The sequence below is a fragment of the Vibrio ichthyoenteri ATCC 700023 genome (genome assembly GCF_000222605.1).
In the GTDB taxonomy this organism is placed as follows: domain Bacteria; phylum Pseudomonadota; class Gammaproteobacteria; order Enterobacterales; family Vibrionaceae; genus Vibrio; species Vibrio ichthyoenteri.
Map to the genome: position 1 here is coordinate 1 of NZ_AFWF01000101.1, position 19,290 is coordinate 19,290.

At 44.7% G+C, this 19,290-nt stretch carries 18 protein-coding genes and 1 pseudogene; 11 read left to right on the forward strand and 8 right to left on the reverse strand.

The window, feature by feature from the left end; genetic code table 11:
- The 3 genes and pseudogenes from RH85_RS08610 to RH85_RS23440 form a co-directional block, all read left to right on the forward strand.
- Nucleotides 1–437, forward strand: a pseudogene (locus RH85_RS08610) (hypothetical protein); the annotation flags it as partial.
- A 167-nt stretch (nucleotides 438–604) separates the two neighbouring features.
- Nucleotides 605–2,083: a leucine-rich repeat domain-containing protein gene (locus RH85_RS08615; protein ID WP_006711836.1), complete on the forward strand. Its 1,479-nt coding sequence runs from the start codon at nucleotides 605–607 to the stop codon at nucleotides 2,081–2,083.
- Between the two features lie 155 nt (nucleotides 2,084–2,238).
- Nucleotides 2,239–2,589 (forward strand): leucine-rich repeat domain-containing protein, encoded by a 351-nt coding sequence (locus RH85_RS23440; RefSeq protein ID WP_006711837.1) that lies wholly within the window; start codon nucleotides 2,239–2,241, stop codon nucleotides 2,587–2,589.
- A 184-nt stretch (nucleotides 2,590–2,773) separates the two neighbouring features.
- Here RH85_RS23440 and RH85_RS08620 read toward each other — a convergent pair whose 3' ends face one another.
- The 7 genes from RH85_RS08620 to RH85_RS08650 form a co-directional block, all read right to left on the reverse strand.
- Nucleotides 2,774–3,148 (reverse strand): hypothetical protein, encoded by a 375-nt coding sequence (locus RH85_RS08620; RefSeq protein ID WP_006711838.1) that lies wholly within the window; start codon nucleotides 3,146–3,148, stop codon nucleotides 2,774–2,776.
- A 235-nt stretch (nucleotides 3,149–3,383) separates the two neighbouring features.
- A complete protein-coding gene (locus tag RH85_RS08625; RefSeq protein WP_006711839.1) occupies nucleotides 3,384–3,908 on the reverse strand; it encodes an RNA methyltransferase in 525 nt (174 codons plus the stop codon).
- 294 nt (nucleotides 3,909–4,202) lie between these two features.
- Nucleotides 4,203–4,574 (reverse strand): DUF2750 domain-containing protein, encoded by a 372-nt coding sequence (locus tag RH85_RS08630; RefSeq protein WP_006711840.1) that lies wholly within the window; start codon nucleotides 4,572–4,574, stop codon nucleotides 4,203–4,205.
- A 173-nt stretch (nucleotides 4,575–4,747) separates the two neighbouring features.
- The gene (locus RH85_RS08635; RefSeq protein WP_006711841.1) at nucleotides 4,748–6,475 is read right to left on the reverse strand and encodes a sensor domain-containing diguanylate cyclase; all 1,728 of its coding nucleotides are present in this window, start codon (nucleotides 6,473–6,475) and stop codon (nucleotides 4,748–4,750) included.
- A gap of 332 nt (nucleotides 6,476–6,807) precedes the next feature.
- Entirely contained in the window at nucleotides 6,808–8,034 is a 1,227-nt protein-coding gene (gltS, locus tag RH85_RS08640; RefSeq protein WP_006711842.1) for a sodium/glutamate symporter, read from the reverse strand.
- A gap of 561 nt (nucleotides 8,035–8,595) precedes the next feature.
- Nucleotides 8,596–9,024 carry a VF530 family protein gene (locus RH85_RS08645; protein WP_038219336.1) on the reverse strand — a complete coding sequence of 143 codons (429 nt, stop codon included), beginning with the start codon at nucleotides 9,022–9,024 and terminating at the stop codon, nucleotides 8,596–8,598.
- 162 nt (nucleotides 9,025–9,186) lie between these two features.
- A complete protein-coding gene (locus tag RH85_RS08650; protein WP_083824857.1) occupies nucleotides 9,187–10,791 on the reverse strand; it encodes an ABC-F family ATPase in 1,605 nt (534 codons plus the stop codon).
- A gap of 324 nt (nucleotides 10,792–11,115) precedes the next feature.
- Here RH85_RS08650 and RH85_RS08655 point away from each other — a divergent pair, with 324 nt between their 5' ends.
- The 8 genes from RH85_RS08655 to RH85_RS08690 all read left to right on the forward strand — a co-directional run bounded on the left by RH85_RS08655 (nucleotide 11,116) and on the right by RH85_RS08690 (nucleotide 18,289).
- Entirely contained in the window at nucleotides 11,116–11,709 is a 594-nt protein-coding gene (locus RH85_RS08655; protein ID WP_006711844.1) for a LysE family translocator, read from the forward strand.
- Nucleotides 11,710–11,744: 35 nt separating this feature from the next.
- Entirely contained in the window at nucleotides 11,745–12,596 is an 852-nt protein-coding gene (locus RH85_RS08660) for an AraC family transcriptional regulator (protein ID WP_006711845.1), read from the forward strand.
- 245 nt (nucleotides 12,597–12,841) lie between these two features.
- Nucleotides 12,842–13,948, forward strand: coding sequence for a tetratricopeptide repeat protein (locus tag RH85_RS08665; RefSeq protein WP_006711846.1), 1,107 nt, complete (start codon nucleotides 12,842–12,844; stop codon nucleotides 13,946–13,948).
- Nucleotides 13,949–13,967: 19 nt separating this feature from the next.
- Complete coding sequence (locus RH85_RS08670) at nucleotides 13,968–15,482, forward strand: 4Fe-4S dicluster domain-containing protein (RefSeq protein ID WP_006711847.1); 1,515 nt, start codon at nucleotides 13,968–13,970, stop codon at nucleotides 15,480–15,482.
- Entirely contained in the window at nucleotides 15,482–15,793 is a 312-nt protein-coding gene (locus tag RH85_RS08675; protein WP_006711848.1) for a hypothetical protein, read from the forward strand. Before RH85_RS08670 ends, RH85_RS08675 begins: the two co-directional genes overlap by 1 nt.
- 139 nt (nucleotides 15,794–15,932) lie before the next feature.
- Complete coding sequence (locus tag RH85_RS08680) at nucleotides 15,933–17,120, forward strand: FMN-binding protein (RefSeq protein ID WP_241210376.1); 1,188 nt, start codon at nucleotides 15,933–15,935, stop codon at nucleotides 17,118–17,120.
- 2 nt (nucleotides 17,121–17,122) lie between these two features.
- Nucleotides 17,123–17,341 carry a hypothetical protein gene (locus RH85_RS08685; protein ID WP_006711850.1) on the forward strand — a complete coding sequence of 73 codons (219 nt, stop codon included), beginning with the start codon at nucleotides 17,123–17,125 and terminating at the stop codon, nucleotides 17,339–17,341.
- Nucleotides 17,342–17,419: 78 nt separating this feature from the next.
- Nucleotides 17,420–18,289: a helix-turn-helix transcriptional regulator gene (locus RH85_RS08690; RefSeq protein WP_006711851.1), complete on the forward strand. Its 870-nt coding sequence runs from the start codon at nucleotides 17,420–17,422 to the stop codon at nucleotides 18,287–18,289.
- A gap of 69 nt (nucleotides 18,290–18,358) precedes the next feature.
- Here the strand turns inward: RH85_RS08690 and RH85_RS08695 are convergent, their stop codons facing one another.
- Entirely contained in the window at nucleotides 18,359–19,288 is a 930-nt protein-coding gene (locus RH85_RS08695; RefSeq protein WP_006711852.1) for a DMT family transporter, read from the reverse strand.
- Nucleotides 19,289–19,290: the final 2 nt, after the last annotated feature.

The window sequence follows — 19,290 nt, forward strand, 5'->3', positions numbered from 1 at the left end:
TATATATCGACAATAAAACGCAGATCTTCGATGATTTTGAGTATGCGCTAGCTCTGGAAAACCCAGATAGAGAAGAGATGGATGGAATCAGCTACAGAGGGCAATATAATTCACTCGACATCGCTTACAGCTATGGTGAACGCTTTCAAACCCGAGACGTTAAGATCAAGATTCAAGAATTGATCGATGGCACAAAACTCTCTTCGACTGTGTCGTGTCGTTTTAAGAGTGAGCTCGGATACCTTGAAGAAAGATTGAGATTTGATCGATTTACTTATAAATCTGTCGAGTATCCGAGTGGCAACGCATGGTTTGTCTACGATGGCAGCGTCGATTACATTGAGGTTGGCGATCATGGTTACTATGTCTCAATGGATTCGAGCGTACTAAGCCGATGGGCGTTTCTCTACCAACAAGTAAAAGCGCTGTTTGTTTAATTTCGCCCGCCAAACGGGATACGCCACACTCGAAGGTAGCATAGCCAAGCAAAGAACTTCTTAGTACTTGGCATACTGCTCAACTCTTATGGATACAAAGTCACTGAATACTATCGTCAGGCTCTCTCAAATACGCCTGAGCCTTTTCCCAGAATCAAGAGGAAGTCATGAATAGTTCCAACCGCCAAGCTCACACACTGACATTAGCAGACGTTGAATTTGACCAGAGCTCGGGAATGATTACCGAATACACGGCAAGCTACACCGAGATTATTATTCCTGAAACATTCAATCATATTCCTGTCATCGCCATTGATGAAGAAGCGTTTAGCCGCTGTGACTTAACCCATGTCACTATCGCTGATTCAATCACTTATATCGGTGAATATGCGTTTCTCAATAATGAACTGACCAGTGTAACGTTGCCTAACGCTCTAAGCACTATTGAGGAAGGTGTGTTCATGGGCAATGAGCTTCGTCAGGTCACCATTCCAAATTCCGTCACCTCGATTGGAGAAAGAGCTTTCTCTAATAATCAATTAACTGATGTGGCGATTCCAAATTCGGTGATTCGCATCAATAAAGGCGCTTTTGCCGACAACCAACTCAGCGCGATTTCGCTACCTGGCTCGGTATTAACGATTGGTCACAATGCATTCGATGGTGATCTGCTGGACTCAACACCTTTTTCTGCATCCGCTTTAGAGCAGGAGCATACGCTAACATCAATCGATGTCGATTTTAATCCAGAGACAGGCCGCATCCTCCAATACTATTCCAGTTACACCAATATCATTATTCCCGACAATTTTGATGGTATGCGCGTAACAGAAATCGAGTATTGCGCCTTTCGCCACTGCCACTTAACACGAGTAGTACTCCCTCACTCATTAACCTTGATTGGCAACGGCGCCTTTGAACATAATGCGCTGAGTGAAATAGAGATCCCTCATCAAGTAGAATCCATCGAACGTGACGCCTTTGCCAATAATCAAATCACTCATGTCGATATTCCCAACTCAGTGAAAGAGATCGGGTATCGCGCCTTCGCTGAAAATGGCTTAACCAGCGTGATCTTACCTCAAGGCATTGTCACCATTGGTAATAGTGCCTTTATTGAAAATTCGCTGGCACATGTCACCATCCCTGACTCCGTCACCTCGATTGAGTATCGGGCTTTTGCTGAAAACGCCTTAACCAGTGTGACTCTGTCAAATAATTTAGTCACGATTGGAGAAATGGCGTTCGAAGAAAACCAGTTGACGAAAATAACAATTCCAGACTCCGTCACTCAAATTGGCGAATATGCCTTCAATGATAATGAACTTGAAAAAGTGACGCTATCTCAGTCACTCGAGAGCATTGGTGAACATGCTTTTGATGGTAACAACCTAGACGAATTGGTCGTGCCAAACTCTGTCACCAGCATTGGTCGTTTTGCCTTCTTCGATAATGAACTCACCAAGGTGACACTTTCTGACTCATTACAAGAAATCCACGACTACGCTTTTTCCGTCAATCAGATCGCCAGTATCACTTTGCCTGATTCTCTCACCTTTATTGGCGAGCGGGCCTTAGCCGAAAACGCCCTAACTCATGTATCCAGCAAGTTATCGCTAAAGATGCCTTTGACTTCAACCCATTAACCAGTATCGCAATACACAGCCCGACGGTTTCGATTGCCCCTAACGCTTTTCCAGAACACTTACTCGATGCGACGCCATTTTCTCAGCATCAACTTACCTCGCCTCATACGTTAACCCTGAAAGACGTTAATTTTGAGGCAGAAACGGGCACTATTTTGGAGTACTTTGCCCGTTATACCGAGATTGTAATTCCGAATCAGTTTAATGATGTCGCGGTTGAGGCTATCGGCTCCGATGCCTTTCGCAGAAGCAAGTTAACTAAGGTGACCTTGCCTGATTCGCTCAAATTAATCGGCCATGCAGCCTTTACCGACAATAAGCTGCTTGAATTAGAGATCCCAGCCTCTGTGACAAGGATTGAAGAGTATGCGTTTTGGAATAATGAAGCCATCAAAGTGATCGCTTATAACCGTGATACTCAGGTGGACTACGCGGCTTTTGCGTCAGAATCAAGCGACGAAGAAGATGACTACTATGGCTATCCTGAGGATGTCGTCTACCGTTGATGCAGCACTGACACGATAACCCGATCCGCTTATGAGCACGCGATAGATAAAGAGTTAGTTAAGATAAGTTCGCTGGGATAAAAACAAAAACGCAGAGCTCTGATTGAGACTCTGCGTTTTTACTTGTGTTCGATTTATGAGGATAGAAGGCAAACCAAAGCGATCACTCATATTACCGGTCTAATTATTCGATCTCTTTCATCGCAGACACAACCGAAGGCTCATTGATCAGGTTAAACAGCAGACTTTTCGCTGATGAACGCTGTGCATCAGAAAGAACCTTATTTGGATTCTCTCTCGATTGAGTAAGAATATTTTTCACAAAACGGCTGTTAGTACCTGACAGTTCATAAACAAAGCGCAGTGTATCGAGCAGTTCGCTTTGCGGAAAACTGTACACCGCCATTTCACAACTCAGTTTATCCATCGCCAATAAGTTGTTTACTACCGCTTTACGTTCAGAATTGAACTTTTCTTTAGCTACATGAGCATCAATCAGCGCTTGCACCCTGTCGGCAATCGCTACAGGGACTTCCATTGTTTTAGTTTTATGAGTCATTACTGATTCTCCTGCTCTAACTGATTCTATTATAAGCTTAAGTTTACGCGCTCGCGCATGCATCGGCATTAACTTTTACGTTTATATGAGGCAATGAATGGAGAATTTAACGCTCCATAGCGATACAGCTTGCCTCATTTCAGGCTCAATGCCCACCTTTGTCAAAGCGATTGCGCACAATATAAGCAATAAAGCGCCTAAGCAGAACTTTCAATACATCTTGCAGGTCAGTCAGTTATGCAACATCACTGGTTGATTTAATAATAAGCTTATTTTTGTTATCACGACTGCGGCGAATCAAATCATCACCTTGGATCATATTTTCAGATTTAGCCAGTCGGTCATACAGTAACACATTGACAGAGGCCGCTAAGTTCATACAACCGATGGTTGGTACATAAACCACATGATCCGCTTTATCGGCAACATGCTGTGGAATAGAACCATCTTCAGGGCCAAAGACATAAATTGCTTTATCAGGATGCTGAAAATAAGGCAGTGGCGTCGCGCCTTCTGCCAACTCTACGCAGACGATTTTCACATCAGCAGGTAAGCCATCAAGCACACAATCAGCACCCGTCAATGGAATACTCTGAATCATACTCTTGGTGTCAGTCGCAAACTTCACCGCACGATCGTAGCGTTCACCCGTATAGGTCACCGCATTCGCTTGATAACAGCCAGCCGCTCTCATTACTGCGCCGACGTTTTCAGGACTTTTCGGGTTGATTAATCCAATGATGGTGTGGGTGTTATTCATGTTATGCGTCTCTGATCTTACATTTTCAGGCACAGTAGAGCCTGCGAAGGGCGGCATTCTAGCAAATGCGGGGAGAGATTCAAAAGAACATCGTGATTGAACTTACTGGCTGAACTAAATCGCGAGCCATAAAAGAACTGCAGCCAATCTCAATAAAGGAGGAATAAGGTCAGTAACTGATTAGACGTGGTGGGCAACTCGCCTAGCAAGGAGGCTTTGGCCGATAAAACGCTAGCAATGCTCAAATTGATTTAGCACTGCTAACGGAATAGATGGATCGCGTGACTTGCCTACTTAGCGGCGTTCACGTTTGATCATTTCGAATTCAAACTCATCTGGGTAAAGTACCAGACCTTCACCTTCTGCGTCAGGGAATACCACCAGCGAAAGGTCATCTTGTTCTAGACCACGTGTCCAGCGACTTTTCCATTTCGCTAAAGAGATTGGCTCTGCCGTAAAGCCTTCCCACTCATCGGTTGCCCATTGCAACGCATGCTCTTCAGATGGCCATACTGGCACACACTCTTCATCATCCGTGTTCAGCAGCACACTGCCGTGCTCATCAATCAATAGCCAGATTTTTTTGCTGTCAACAATCGCTTTAAAAAACGCATCAAAACGTGCCATTGGGTCACGCGGTACAGTTACAGAAGATGAATCGCTCATAGGTAGCCTTTTAATCATAGATACCTTGCCAGTATATCCTGCTTTCGGGATTAGGTGCACGGCTGCGCCATAATTTATTATCGCAGCCGCCTTCTTTACTCACCTAAACGGCCTCATTGATAAAGTTAGGATAAAGCAATTCACACAAAGCCCGCCTCACCCATGAATTCAGTTTAAGCCGAAAGAGATTGCTCCTTCTTGATCACGACTTCCGCTTTCACTGGCTGCGCAACTTGAGTTTTACTCACGCTATCTTGTTTGTTGGTATGGATCGCTTGGCTGCGTCCATTATCTTTAGCTTGATAGAGCGCGGTATCCGCTGCTTTGATCAAGTCTTGTGTTGATGCATTCAAATCAGGATAAGTGGTGACTCCTATCGAAACCCCAAGTTGACCTAGCGATAATCCTTTCATATCAAGATGCAGTTCTCGCACCGCTTCTACAATCCCATTGGCCAAAACCATCGCTTGTTTGGCGTCGCAATTTGGACTCAACACCGCCAATTCTTCCCCACCTAAACGGCAAGCAACATGCTCTTCACCAATGGTGCGTTTGAGTAAATTCGACACTTCTTTTAAAACATAATCCCCAGCATCATGGCCGAAGTTATCATTGAAGCGTTTGAAATGGTCTAAGTCGAGCATCAATAGAGAAAGTGGCACTTGAGTTTGACCCGATTTTGACCACTCACTTTCAATCGCTTCTTCAAAATAGCGACGATTATACAAGCCTGTTAATGGGTCACTTAACGCTTGGGAGCGCAGTTTCTCTTGCAGGCTTAAGTTGGCCAAAGCTAAACCTAAATGCTCAGCAATGGTAAAAGCAAGTTGCTTGGTTTCTTCGTCGATTGATTCATTTTGCTGGTCAAAATAGAGGTGAAACATCCCGACAGTGTTGCCATGAGCGGTCAAAGGCACACATAGCGTTAGCCCCTGCCCCGAACATTCCCCCATGTGAGTACAAGGCAAGTTATGATGTTCATCTTGTGATAGATGATGCTTACCTTTGCGCAGTGCCCAACAATCTGATGGTGCATACATTTTGTTTGCCGGCCATTCTCCGCCCCAATCGAGTTTAACCTCTAGTTGGTTGCGCGATTCACGCATAATGGAGACACAGCCATTAATGTTACCCAAAATACGCGGTACGATGTCTGCGACAACACTCTGAGCTTCAGCAATGTTGTTACACGCCGCCAGCATATTGGCTAGGCGATGCAATAATTCGATCTCTTGGGTACTTTTGCGAATTCGTTCTTCTTGCTTATCTCGTTCTTTATTGACCACATAGAAGATTTTTCGATTGCTGTACCATGACGAAGAGATGAGAACGATTAACGAACAACCAAGCAAGGCAAAGACAATTAACTCCAGATCATGAGCCATGGCGTAAAGCGTGGTCATCGGCATAGCAAGGCGCAGGACATAAGTCGAATCATGACCATGCTCATCTTCTTGCATTTTGAGTTTTTTGGCTACGTAGAGTAGCTCTTGATTCAGCGTTGGGCTGTAACGTTTAGCGATACCCGGATCGCCAGCTAATGCAGAAATAATCTCATCTCGTCCACTATGATCGTCCATCAGCGAGACTTCATGTTCCGTCAATTGTGAATCACCGAGCACTTTTCCCGAGCTATGCACAATGGTAAATCTACGCCCGAAATTTGCTTGGGGAATCGCACTGAGGAACTGATCTATCTCCGTCGCTTCCATATCATAGAGATCCAATTGATTCTTTTGCATTTCAAAAGAGACATCCTCAATCAACCCAAACATATAGCCGCTAACAATCTTAGTTAACCACTCATCTAATGTTCGATTATAGAAATAGCCACCTACGACCATAGAGATCGCAAGTGCCACAATAGGGATGTATTGAAACTGACCAAATGACTTCTTCATTGTTTCTCCATAAACAATTAATAAATGGTGCTGTGGATCTTTAGCGATAAAACCGCGGCAATAAACAACATTAATTTTAATAAGTTAGCATCCATTGCTAATGATTTAGTTTAGTTGAAGTTTAGCTGTGAGTAGCTATTGATATGCTTATAAGTTCATTTCTGTGCACTTGGTTCATTTATGCACAAAAATCGCTGATATTGGTTAGAGGAATTGCCACCTCTCCATGGTACATATAAGCAAATTCCAGACACAAAAAAGCCAGTCAACGTGACTGGCTTGGTATCGTGAATCGCAATTGGTGATACAGGTTCAACTCGACTCAATGAGCATTACTTGATGAAGGCGATACAGCCTTGCAGAATCATTAAGTTCACAATATCGATGAAGAACGCACCCACAATTGGTACAACCATAAAGGCTTGTGGTGATGGACCATGGCGGCTAACAATCGAGCCCATATTCATTACTGCGGTTGGGGTTGCGCCTAAACCAAAGCCACAATGTCCGCTGGCGATAACGGCGGCGTCATAGTTGCTGCCCATCACGCGGAACGTAACGTAGTAAGCAAACACCGCCAAAATCATCGACTGCACACCGAGAATAATTAAGAATGGAATCGCCAAATCGAAGATATTCCATAGTTTTAGGCTCATCAATGCCATCGCTAGGAATAGAGACAATGATACCGTACCTAGAATGTCCACCGTTTCTAAATCCAATTTACGAACTTTAGTCACTTCAAGAATGTTAGTGATCACCACACCAATGAACAATGCATAAACAAAATCTGGGATCATTAACCATTTGATACCAAACGAGCTTACCCACTCTTCCACATATCCAGCACCCGTGACACAGAACAAGATTAGCGCTAGGCTTTCCACCACTTTTTTGGCTGTAACGCGATCTTCTTCGTGCTCATTGTAGGTCACCAGTTCAGGGAACTCTTGGTGCGTCTGATTGGTGTGACCGTAGTCAGACTCTAACTTACGTTTTTCAATCAATCGTTGAGCTACTGGGCTACCAATAATGCCCCCCATCACCAAGCCAAATGTTGCTGATGCCATCGCAATCTCAAGCACGTTATCCAAACCATAAACATCTTGGAAAGTTTGCGACCACGCCGCGCCAGTGCCATGGCCGCCTGAAAGTGTGATTGAACCCGCGATAAGACCCATCAATGGATCTAAGCCCAACATGCTGGCTAATGAAACACCCACTGCATTTTGGATCAGTATGTAAACCGAGGCGACGGCCAGAAAGAGGAACACTTTTGCGCCGCCTTTCACTAACTGGGTGTAATTCGCCGCTAAACCTACCGTTGCGAAGAACATCAGCATAAAGGTGTTTTGCAGCGGTAAATCAAAAACTAGGTCAATACCTTGGAAGTGCATGGTGGTGATCGCACAAGCGACGATTAAGCCACCAACGATAGGTTCAGGAATGTTGAATTTCTTTAGAAGCGGAAATTTTGCATTAATAAACTGGCCTAAAAACAGTACGAAAATCGCGACTAAAAACGACTCCTGTGGACCGACAGATATAACCTGATTCATATAACCTCTTTATTCCTTTTTCTCATCCGCTGAGTCTCAGCTCCATAGTGTGAGCTATAGCTCTAATATTCAGGTTGCCTGTTGATGGATTACATTACTAGAGCGCAAACGACCACCATTCTTATTAGATAAGAATTAAGGGCAGATTAAGCGCTAATTATTCTCTCTCAGTGATAATTAACAAATGAAACTGAGTTCTTAAAGGGTGAATTAATGGTGGGACAAGGTCGATTTTTATAAAATCATCAGATGAGAAAAACCTGCAACACAGAGTAACTATTCACGTGAGCAAGTGGATGTTAAACAAGATAAATCAGTAGAAAAACTAGGCAAAAAACAGGTAAAACATGCAGAAAAATACCGTAAAAAAGCCCTTTCTCCTTCCTGCATTAAAGCGCCGTTCTTCTAAACAGTGAATAACTTAAAATAGAAAGCGTTAACAGCAATATCGCGGTAATAAAAAAGCCAAACGATCAGGTTTGGCTTTTAGAACGAGCACACAAAACAGAATGTGGCCTCAATAATTATGCACCGCTCAGTAAGCTTGGCATAGAGTGAAGACTAACGGCGATGATGGAAACGCGAACGATCGGCACGCTGTCTTGATGCGCGTTCTTTATGCGCTGAAGCCGCTTTTGCTTGCGACGCTAAAATCGACTCTACCGTTAGCTCCATCGGCTCACGTGGCTCTAAACCATGTGGAAAAGTGCGTGAACGTGGTGGCAAGTTGTATTCATATTCCGATGCTTTTGGCATGCGTTTAAAGCGGTATAGATAAAAGTTTTCTACGCGCTCACGAGCCCACTCGGTCTTTTTCAGGTATTTAACACTGCTAGCAATACTTGGTTTCGTATTGAAGCAGTTCATACGCATTGCCGTATCAAGAATGACCCAACCGTAATGGTCAACAAGCTGTTGCAGCATGTCTTCTAATTTAAGGCCGTGCAGTGGGTTATTCTGCTGTAATTCAATACGTTCTTCGTCGGTCATAAATTCATGGCTCATGAACGGCTCCTTATTATAAATAATGCACTTTTCGGCGCACCACCATACCTTTCTAAGGGTATAGATTAATGAGTAACAGCGAATAACCACATCTTATCTTGATTTCGATCGGCATTTATTCGCTATTGTCTGGCTGATTGCAGTTAATTATGCAGCGCTGAGAACTTTTTTCTGATGCGCCATGTACTCATCAAACGTACCTTGGAAGCTCACCAATTTTTTCTCTTTCACATCAATGATAGAAGTCGCGAGTGATGAAACAAACTCTCGGTCATGACTCACAAAAATCAACGTGCCTGTATAAACTTTTAATGCACTATTTAGTGCTTCAATCGCTTCCATATCCATGTGGTTGGTTGGCTCATCCATTACCAGCACATTGATATCTTGCATCATCAGTTTACCAAATAGTAGGCGGTTCTTCTCACCACCAGAACAGTTTTTGGCTTTTTTGTTGGCATCATCGGCAGTAAATAGCAGGCGACCCAAAATACCGCGCACCATCAAGTCATTGTGCTTCACGGTACGCCATTGTGAAATCCACTCAAAGATAGTCAGATCGTTATCAAAATCAGCTGTACTGTCTTGAGGACAGTAACCGATCGATGCGTTTTCAGACCATTTCACCACACCTTGAGTTTGCTCTAGTTCATTCACTAGGCAGCGCAGTAGTGTTGTTTTACCCACACCATTTTCGCCGATTACCGCTAGGCGAGTGCCCGCTTCCAGCAACAAGTTACCTTTTTCAAACAGTAACTCCTCACCAAATGCGTGGCCGAGATCTTGTAGCTCAAGCGCTAGACGGTGTAGTTTTTTGCCTTCGCCAAAATCGATTGATGGGCTAACACGGCTGCTTGATTTCACTTCGTCTAATTGGATCTTGTCCATTTTCTTAGCGCGTGAGCTTGCTTGCTTCGCTTTCGATGCATTGGCACCAAAACGGTTGACGAAATCTTGTAGTTCGTTAATTTCCGCCGTCTTCTTCGCATTCGATGCCAATAGCTGCTCGCGAATCAAACCCGAAGCTTCTAGGAAGTACTCATAGTTACCAGGGTAAATACGTAGCTCGCCGTAATCGATATCCGCCATGTGCGTACAAACAGAATTTAGGAAGTGACGGTCGTGCGAGATGATGATCATCGTACACTTACGTTGGTTCAACTCTTCCGCCAACCAGTTGATGGTATGAATATCCAAGTTGTTGGTTGGTTCGTCGAGTAGCAAAATATCCGGGTTTGCGAACAACGCCTGTGCCAAAAGCACACGTAGTTTCCAACCAGGCGCAACTTGCTGCATCAGGCCAAAATGAAACTCTTCTTCAATACCTGCTTGTAGCAAAATATCACCCGCGCGGCTTTCTGCGGTATAACCGTCCATTTCGGCAAACTCGCTTTCAAGCTCAGCCACTTTCATGCCGTCTTCTTCGCTCATCTCTGGTAATGAATAGATGCGCTCACGCTCTTGCTTCACTTCCCAAAGTTTACGGTCGCCCATGATCACAACATCAATAACGTTATGTTGTTCAAAAGCAAACTGATCTTGGCTCAATACACCCAGTTTTAGTCCTGGAGTAATGGAGACGTTACCTGAGCTTGGCGTTAACGCGCCGCTAAGGATTTTCATGAACGTTGACTTACCACAGCCGTTCGCGCCAATTAGGCCGTAACGGTTGCCGTTACCGAACTTTGCTGAAATGTTTTCAAACAGCGGCTCAGCACCAAATTGCATGGTGATATTATTTGTACTTATGATAGCAGTGCCCTCGAAGTAAATTTCTTTTAATAACAAGCTCTTAATTCACTTTCGAGATACTGTTAAAAAAGGTCATATTGGATGTGGGCGCTATTCTAGCTGATTCATTCATAAGGTGATATAGGTCACGTTAATATTGAGCAGATTTTTTACAAAATAGAAGGCTTAAAATGGTGGACTTGGCTGATGATAGGTAGCAGAAATAAGCCTTAATCCATAAAATTATCGCCAAAGTGCTTAATCCTAACGCTGGTGCTGCAATATCGTTCAATACCTCGCGGTACTGACTTGCTACCTTGCCCGTTGCACACGGAGGATTGCACAATGAATAGTCTTATTTTTGCCATGATCGTATTTGCTTTTGTTGGTTCAACCACGCCCGGCCCAGTAAATCTCCTCGCCACCAGTACGGCAATAAATCACGGTAAACGTGCTGCGGCTAAATTTGTCATAGGAGCCTCTGTTGCTTACGCTATGGTGGTATTTTTAACTGGCGGAATGATGCAAACCGTCGCCACTTTGATCCCGAAACTGTCCACCATCATGCAATTGACTGGCAGTCTATTTATCTTGTATCTCGCCTATAAAATTTATACTGCGCCCGTCACGTCTATCGAATCATCAAATGCCAAAAAATCCGGTTTTTGGACGGGATCATTAACACAAATCCTCAACCCTAAAGCGTGGTTAGTTGCCATGTCCGGTGTGAGCCTTTATGTTATAGGGCAAGAAAACGAACATTTATCGCTGTTAGTCTTTACTGCGGTTTCGTTAATTTTGTGCCTAATAGGGGTCGGGATCTGGGCGGTCGTTGGCCGACTATTGGCAAAATACCTAAATAATGCACAACGCTACGTGCTGTTTAATCGCGTGATGGCCGTGCTATTGGCGGTATCGGTCGGCGCAATCTGGATCTAAATCATATGGACATGCAAAAAGGATCGTAAAGGACGATGAAAAAAGATGACAGTGTCAGTTTTAATCAGAGTACCTTGCTACCTTGGATTGAGCTGAGAGTTGCCCAGCAAAGTTCAGCCTGCTATCAAGCTCATTCTCATGATGAGTTCTCTTTTGGCATCATTGACAGCGGCGTGGCTGACTACCAAAACCGTGATAACCACTACCGCATAAGCCAAGGTGATCTTGTCACCATCAATCCATTTGATGTGCATTCTTGTAATCCCGAACCGGCTGAGACTCGTCATAGTGCGTGGTCTTATCGCATGCTGTTTGTCGACGCCGAAAAAATGGGCCAAGTGCAACAAGAAGTCCTGCCTACTCAACCGGGGCTATACACACCGTTTACTCATGATCTTGAGCGTTGCGACATCTTGCAACAACAGTTCAATGCCCTATTTCAAGCTCTACAGCTAGGAGCAAGTCACCTGCATGCTGAGGTTTGTTTATTTGAGTTTATCGCAGGGTGTTTTTCCTCTCACCAAGAGAAAATCCCCCCCTCTCACCAAACACATCCATGCTTGGCACATGTGCGCGAAAAATTGCTCGACCAAGTGAATCACAATCACCACCTGCAATCACTGGCCGATACCGCTGGCATGAGTCGTTACCAATTAGTGCGCGGATTCAAAAGCCAATTTGGCCTGCCTCCTCATGCTTATTTAATGGATGAAAAAATCAAACGCGCCAAACAGATGCTTAAATCCGGCCAACCAATCTCAGATATCGCTTTGCAGCTTGGTTTTTCCGATCAAGCTCATTTTCAGCGTCAATTTAAAAGAAAGCTGGCAGTGACACCAAAATTCTATCAATCGCATTTTGTGCCTGCAGGTTCAAGCGTCAAATAGCTAAGCGAAATACTTCCAGCCGACAGCAAATCCCTGAATTTCCACTTCTCTTTAAAACAGCGAAGGAAATTGTCAAAAATATCTTTCCCAAATTTTTGTTGCTTGTTTTTACTCAAGCACAGACTTGATCAAAATCATGTTTGCATCCAAAGGGAATAAATCTACCACTTTAGGGTTAAAAACAACCTTTTGACCATTAACAGAATACTCAATATTAGCGCTGAAATTTAAGTAGGACCTTATGCATGATCAGCACTAAATGGCTAGAACTATACCAATACCTCCACAGCCAAATCCCTTCGCTCCCTGCCCAAGCAGACGTTGAACCACAATTGAACGACCGTCTGATGTTTTTAAGTGCGCGATTTGCGCAAGTGGGACGTGAACAAGATAAAAACCAGCTCGACTGGTTAGAGCATGAAAGTTTTACTTTGGTCATGAGTGACCTATTTGAACCACTTTCCATTACCGAGCAACAACTGCAATTTCTATTTGAAACCTTAATGGCTGCACAAATGTGCCAATTAGCCATGATCGTAACCAACCGCTACAAATCACTGCTTCCTGAACATGAATTCAAGAGCAAATGTGGCCTAGTGTATCAGCAGCTTGGCGACTACGAGATGGCAAAAGCGATGTTAGAAGAGTCTATGGCACTCAACGATAACAACCCGATGGTTCATTGCCACCTTGGTTTTAACTACCTTTACCAAGGCGAGAGCGATTTAGCCGCAGAGCAGTTTCAACGCAGTATTGAAATCGACGACAACTTTGTCGGCGGATATCAAAATTTAGCTGGCCTACATTACCAAGACAGTAAATTTGAATTAGCGGCTCAATATGCCGAGCAAGCTTTTGCCTGTGATCAGTCATTAGCCTCAACCTACATCACCGCTGTCAGCTCATACCTTGCCCTTGGCCAAAATGATAAAGCCGATCAGTGGATCACGGCCGCTTTGAACAACGAAGTGTCATCTATCGAGCTGGTACGTTTAGCGGGGATCACCGCACACCAAAATGGCCGTTTAGAAGAAGCACTCGAAGCACTTGATCATTATCTGCTACTCAAGCCGGAAAGTTACGACGTGGTCAGCATTCGGGTGCGAGTGAAAGCCGATCTGCATCTCTATGCCGATCTTGAACCGGATATTCGCCAATTGTTGATTTTTGAACCACACGATGAGTGGTGCTTAGAACACCTATTCCTGTGTTACTTCCACACCGAAAAATGGGCCGATGCTCAATTGGTGATGGTTGAACTCAACAAACTGGCTGGCCACTACAAAATGACCTATCGAGATCAGATCAATACCATGAACAAAGCTCTGAGCCTTGATGTGGTCCAAATATAATTATAAATCTGGAGTTAATGTGAAAGAGCAAGTTGAAACTGGTGTCGCCGACACCTCACGCCGCGACTTCTTGAAGCTAGGTGGCGCAGCTGCCGCCACAGCGACAATTGGTGCAGCGGCTGGCGCTGGCTTTGTGCTGGGCCGAGATCCTGATGCAAACGTCGGCTGGGGCCGCACTGAATCAGGCCACGATATGTACTTTAACCGCGAACCATTTCGGGTTGATGTTGCCCCGACCATGGAAGTTGCCGGCGAGCTCACTCGTCCTGAATGGAGTGACTTCTTATTCCACCGTACCCGTGTGCTGGGTGCTGAAATGAAAAATGGTTGGATTCCAACCACAGACTGGCGTGAGATTCCTAATGAAAGAGTACGTGAATATTACTCACGCTACCCTGAACGTTGGGCAGACATGTACCAATCATTTGAAGAGAAAGCAGAACACGCGCAAAACTTTGAACAGCACCGCTCACGCTTTGCGCTTGGATGGGCGTACTCTGCAGCCTATATGCGTGGTGTGAAGAGTGATTTTCCACCAAGCCCGAAAGGTCACCCAGATGAGGTCGATTTTCAGTGGGTAAAACGGACTAAACAAGAGTTTAAATCACCAAAGCACGCTTCCGATTTGATCAAAAAGATGGCATTCAAATTTGGCATGAGCATTGTGGGCATCACTAAGATGGACCCAAATTTCATGTTCAAAAATACCATGCGTGGTATGCCTGATTGGGATGAATCCGTACCAAAACACTGGAAGAACGTCATCATATTTGGCACCCCAATGAACTGGGACCCAATGTATGCAGCCATCGGTTACTCAACATCGTATGACGGTTACTTCCGCGCAAAAAATGCATCAGGTCTAATGGCGGCGTTTCTTGGCGAGCTTGGCTATGCGGCTCGTCCACAGTGGCCGGGCTCTGATTACGAAATCGTTGTGCCACCACTGGCTATCCAAGCTGGTATGGGTGAAGCCGCACGTAACGGTATTCTATTAACACCAGAGTTAGGGCCAAACATTCGTCTGGCGGCTGTGATCACAGAACTGGATCTCGAAGCTGATAAACCGATCGACACTAAAGTTAAGCACTTTTGTGAAGAGTGTAAGATCTGCGCTGATTCATGCCCGAGTGGCTCAATCAGTAAAGCAGATAAGCCCGATGTTGTGGTGCGTGGTTACCGAAAATTCGACTTCAACCAAGACAGTTGCTGGACAATGTGGCGCCAAGGCCCGACCGAAACCGCCATGGGTTGTCGCGTGTGTATCGCAGTATGCCCTTACACTCGTAAGAACAACTGGATTCATGCCTTAGTGAAAGAGACTGATCCTCGCGATCCAACCGGCATCACGCGTAAAACGCTATTGGCGATGCAGCACAACTTCTTCTACTACCCAGAGGCCGAAGCGTATCACGGCGATTGGAATGGCGGTCGTTTTGCAGGCTACCACCAGCCACCTGAATGGATGCGCAGCGAGAATTACCTCAAGGTTGAAAAAACTTGGGAATACGATGGTAACTGGGAGGGCTTCTAATGTTTCCACAATCAACTGTACTTGATCCGCTATTTTGGATGGCGTTTGGTGCACTACAAGTGCTGGTTTTTGCCGGTGCTAATCAATGGGCAAAACAATTCAAGCTGGGTATGAACTGGTGGAAATGGGCATTAGTCGGTGGTTGGTGGGCTTCCATCGTTTTAACTGTCGCTGGTGCGTTTACCCTACTGGGTGAAAACGAAGGTTTAGCTGGTTGGTACTTCCTAGGCTTTGCAGGCACTGGGCTTATCATTGGCGGCGCAATTTTATTGCGCGTGCTGATTGCGCTCAAACCAAACACCGCACACTGATCCCATTCATCGTGATTTAGTAATATATTAAGGAGCAAGCCACAAGAATCTCATTTTGTGGCTTGTCTATTTCTATATGGCAATTAAAAAAGCAAAAACTCCAAATCGAAATAAAAACCTCGAAAAGATCCTTAGCATCTTGTCGATTTTACTCCTCATTGGTGCATGGTTTTTAGGTGGTTTACGGCCAAACAATTCCCAAGCACAATTTTTTGAGCACATCGCTTCTCTTGAAGATCAGTTGCTAGAAATCTCTCCGAACTTATATCAATTGGTGGGGGCAGATGGCGAAGAAAATGCCAAATGGGTGAGCTTTGGTTCTGGTATCGGCTATGGTGGTGAACTCACGATCGGCGCCGTATTTACCGCTGCAGGCGAGGTGGAAACGATCTCTCTACTCTCTTCAAAAGAAACGTCGTCATACTTTGATAAAGTGGTAGAAGAAAAGCTGCCTGAAGCTTTGCTCGGCAAAAACCTGAAAAAGGCCATCAATGTAGATGCCATCACTGGCGCAACACTCACCTCTGATGCGTATACACAAGCACTCAATCAAGCAGCAGATCCTGTTCGCCAAGCGCTGTTTGGCTACCGATTGTCTGAGCAAGCTTCACCTTTGAGCTACTTTAAGTGGCTGGATGCCGCTGCACTGGTCTTCTTTGGCATCGCGGTTTGGGTCAACCGTACTCGTTCTGAGCACAAAATAAAAATGAATGTCGCGTTACTGGCCGCTTCAACCCTGTTATTTGGATTCCATTCAGCGTCCCTTTATTCCGCTTCCATTATGGGCGGTTTGGTTTATGGCTCTTGGATCTCAGGAGTCGCGAACTACACGCCATTTATTCTGTTAGCGCTGAGTATTGCTTACATCTTCTATTACAACCGCAATGTCTACTGTCAGAGCCTATGTCCATTTGGCGCAGTACAGCAATGCTTAGCCAAGGTGGGTAACGCAAAATCATCACCGGTACGCCACCAATTCTTTATTTGGTTTCCCCGTGTGTTACTGCTTGTCACTCTATGTTTAGGAGCCTATTTCCGCAGCCCAGCGGCATTCGTTTACGAACCGTTTGGCATTGCCTTTGGCATGATTGGCGGCATGTACCTCTTTATACTTACGGTGATGATCATCCTAACGTCATTGGTAGTCCGTCGACCTTGGTGTCAAAGCCTATGCCCAATCAATGCCATGACCGATTTTGTCGTATTCAATAAAAACTGGTTCAAGCAAATGCGTAATCAAAAAGGCAAAAAAACTCGCCCAAGCACACCACGATCGCCTCGTCGCAGCGTGATGGATAATGAAGCCACGAAACAAAATAAGGAATAACAATGAGACAACATATCTCTATGGCGTTTTACTGTTTGGCATCAGTGGTGATCGTTTTGCAACTATCCACCAGCTACATAAGCTTAAGCAACGAACAGACAGCTCAGCAATTGCTGCATACTGTGACCAAGCAAGCAGAAAAAGCGACGGTTGTAGTAGAGAGTAAGGTCAAAATTGACTATCAGCAGATGGCTGCAGATATGGCACAAGAAAAATACTAGCTATATCAATGCGATCACTATATTAATGATAACTATTCTAAGGAGCTTAACCTCGTTTAAGCTCCTTTTATACGTACTATGAACAGTAAATGTATCCCACTAGAGCGCATGAGCTCGGAATCTGGCTTAACTAATCCATCAATTTTCCGCATTTCACAGTTGTACGCTGAGCGCGGAATAGAAGAGGTCTCTCGTCATCATCGCCTCAATTTCAGTGCGCTGATTTACATTACCGAAGGAGAAGGTCAACACTACATCGATCACCAGTTCCATCAAGTTAGAGCGGGCACTTTACTGACCTTAGGCAAAAATCAAATTCACGCATTTGCTAAAAATCGCACAGTTGATGGTTTTATCTTGCCCTTTAACTGCACCTTTCTGGCTGAAAGTGGCCATGACCCCTATTTTGATTCCATGATAGCAGCCCTTGTTCAAGTCAACTGTACCCATAAGGTTTGTCCAGATGTCGACGCCCTCTTCCATGTGTTGATAAAAGAGTTTTATAGCGTCTCAGAATTTCGTAGTGAAATTCTTCGCGGCCTTTTGCGTAGCCTGCTATTAAAAACCATCGTGCCAATTTACAAAATAACCGCGCAACAGTTACAACTGGGTACGAATGACTTCTACCGATTAAAGAACCATATTGATGACCACTTTAGCCTACGTCCTTCGGTCGCCGAAATCGCGCTGTCGATGGGAAAAAGTGTTAAGCAGCTAGATAAATTATCCAAAGATAACGCCGGTATCAGTGTCAAAGAATTGCTCGATGAACGAGTGCTTATCGAAGCTAAGCGTCAGTTGGCCTTTAGTCAATATGCCATTGCCGACATCGCCGCTGACCTTGGATTTAACGAAGCGACCAATATGACCAAGTTCTTCAAACGCCATACCGGTGTCAGTCCAAAAGATTTCCGTCAGTTGTGCCGCATGGGACTGAGACAAAATTAGATGTTCAATCCGCACCTTGCCTCGATAGAGGCGAGAAGCTCATAACATCTCGCCATTTTGGTTATATCATCATGAATGAACTGCGCGTCTCAATGACTGTCGCACTGAGTGCCATTTACTCCAAGATGAAGCTTCAACTTTGGTCAATAAAATTCCGCCTAGCAAAGGCACCATCAACACTATCGAAGCGATTGAAATGCTGCTATCAGAAAACCATGTCGATAGACTCAACGCAATCAAAGGAAAAAATAGGAAGCAGATGGATGCGGTAAATGGGGTGGAAACTTGCCCCAATTTGAAATACGCAACAATCCCACCGACGCTGGCAAATAAACCGAGATAAGCTACCGCTGTAATAGAATCCAACGAAAACTCGGAAACGTTCGGTTGTTCGACCATCATCGACGTTACAAACAGACAAATTGAGGCGGCAAAACTCGGCAATGCATTATAGGTAAGCACTGCGATCCCTTTGCAGTGTTTTTCAACCAACACATACATCACCGCATGTGCCGCCACCGCACCACCTAAAGCTAAAAAGCCGAGAAGATAATTTTCTCCACCTAAGCTCATCTCATTCACCAAAATTAGAATAAGACTACTCACAGCGACCAATAAACCGATAACTTGTACCTTACGCAACCTAAGGCCTAGAAATAGACCGGATGTGATCATCACTGCTATCGGCATATTGGCGAAGATAATTGATGCGAGTCCTGAAGAGATATACTGCTCGCCAAAAATCATTAAGGTAAACGGCACCGCAAAATAAAAAATAGCAACGATGGGCATCCAGACCCTTTTTTCTTTCGGGAACAACAACGGTTGATTAAACCGTTTGGCCAGTAGAAGCAATAATGGAGCGGCAATGAAAAAACGAAGCCCTGTCGCGAATATCGGCGGGATAGTTTTTACGGCAACTTCCATCGCAAGCCATGTCGTCCCCCAAATTAAACAGACTGAGATAAATAGCAGCATAGGTAAACGTTTAAGCATCATCA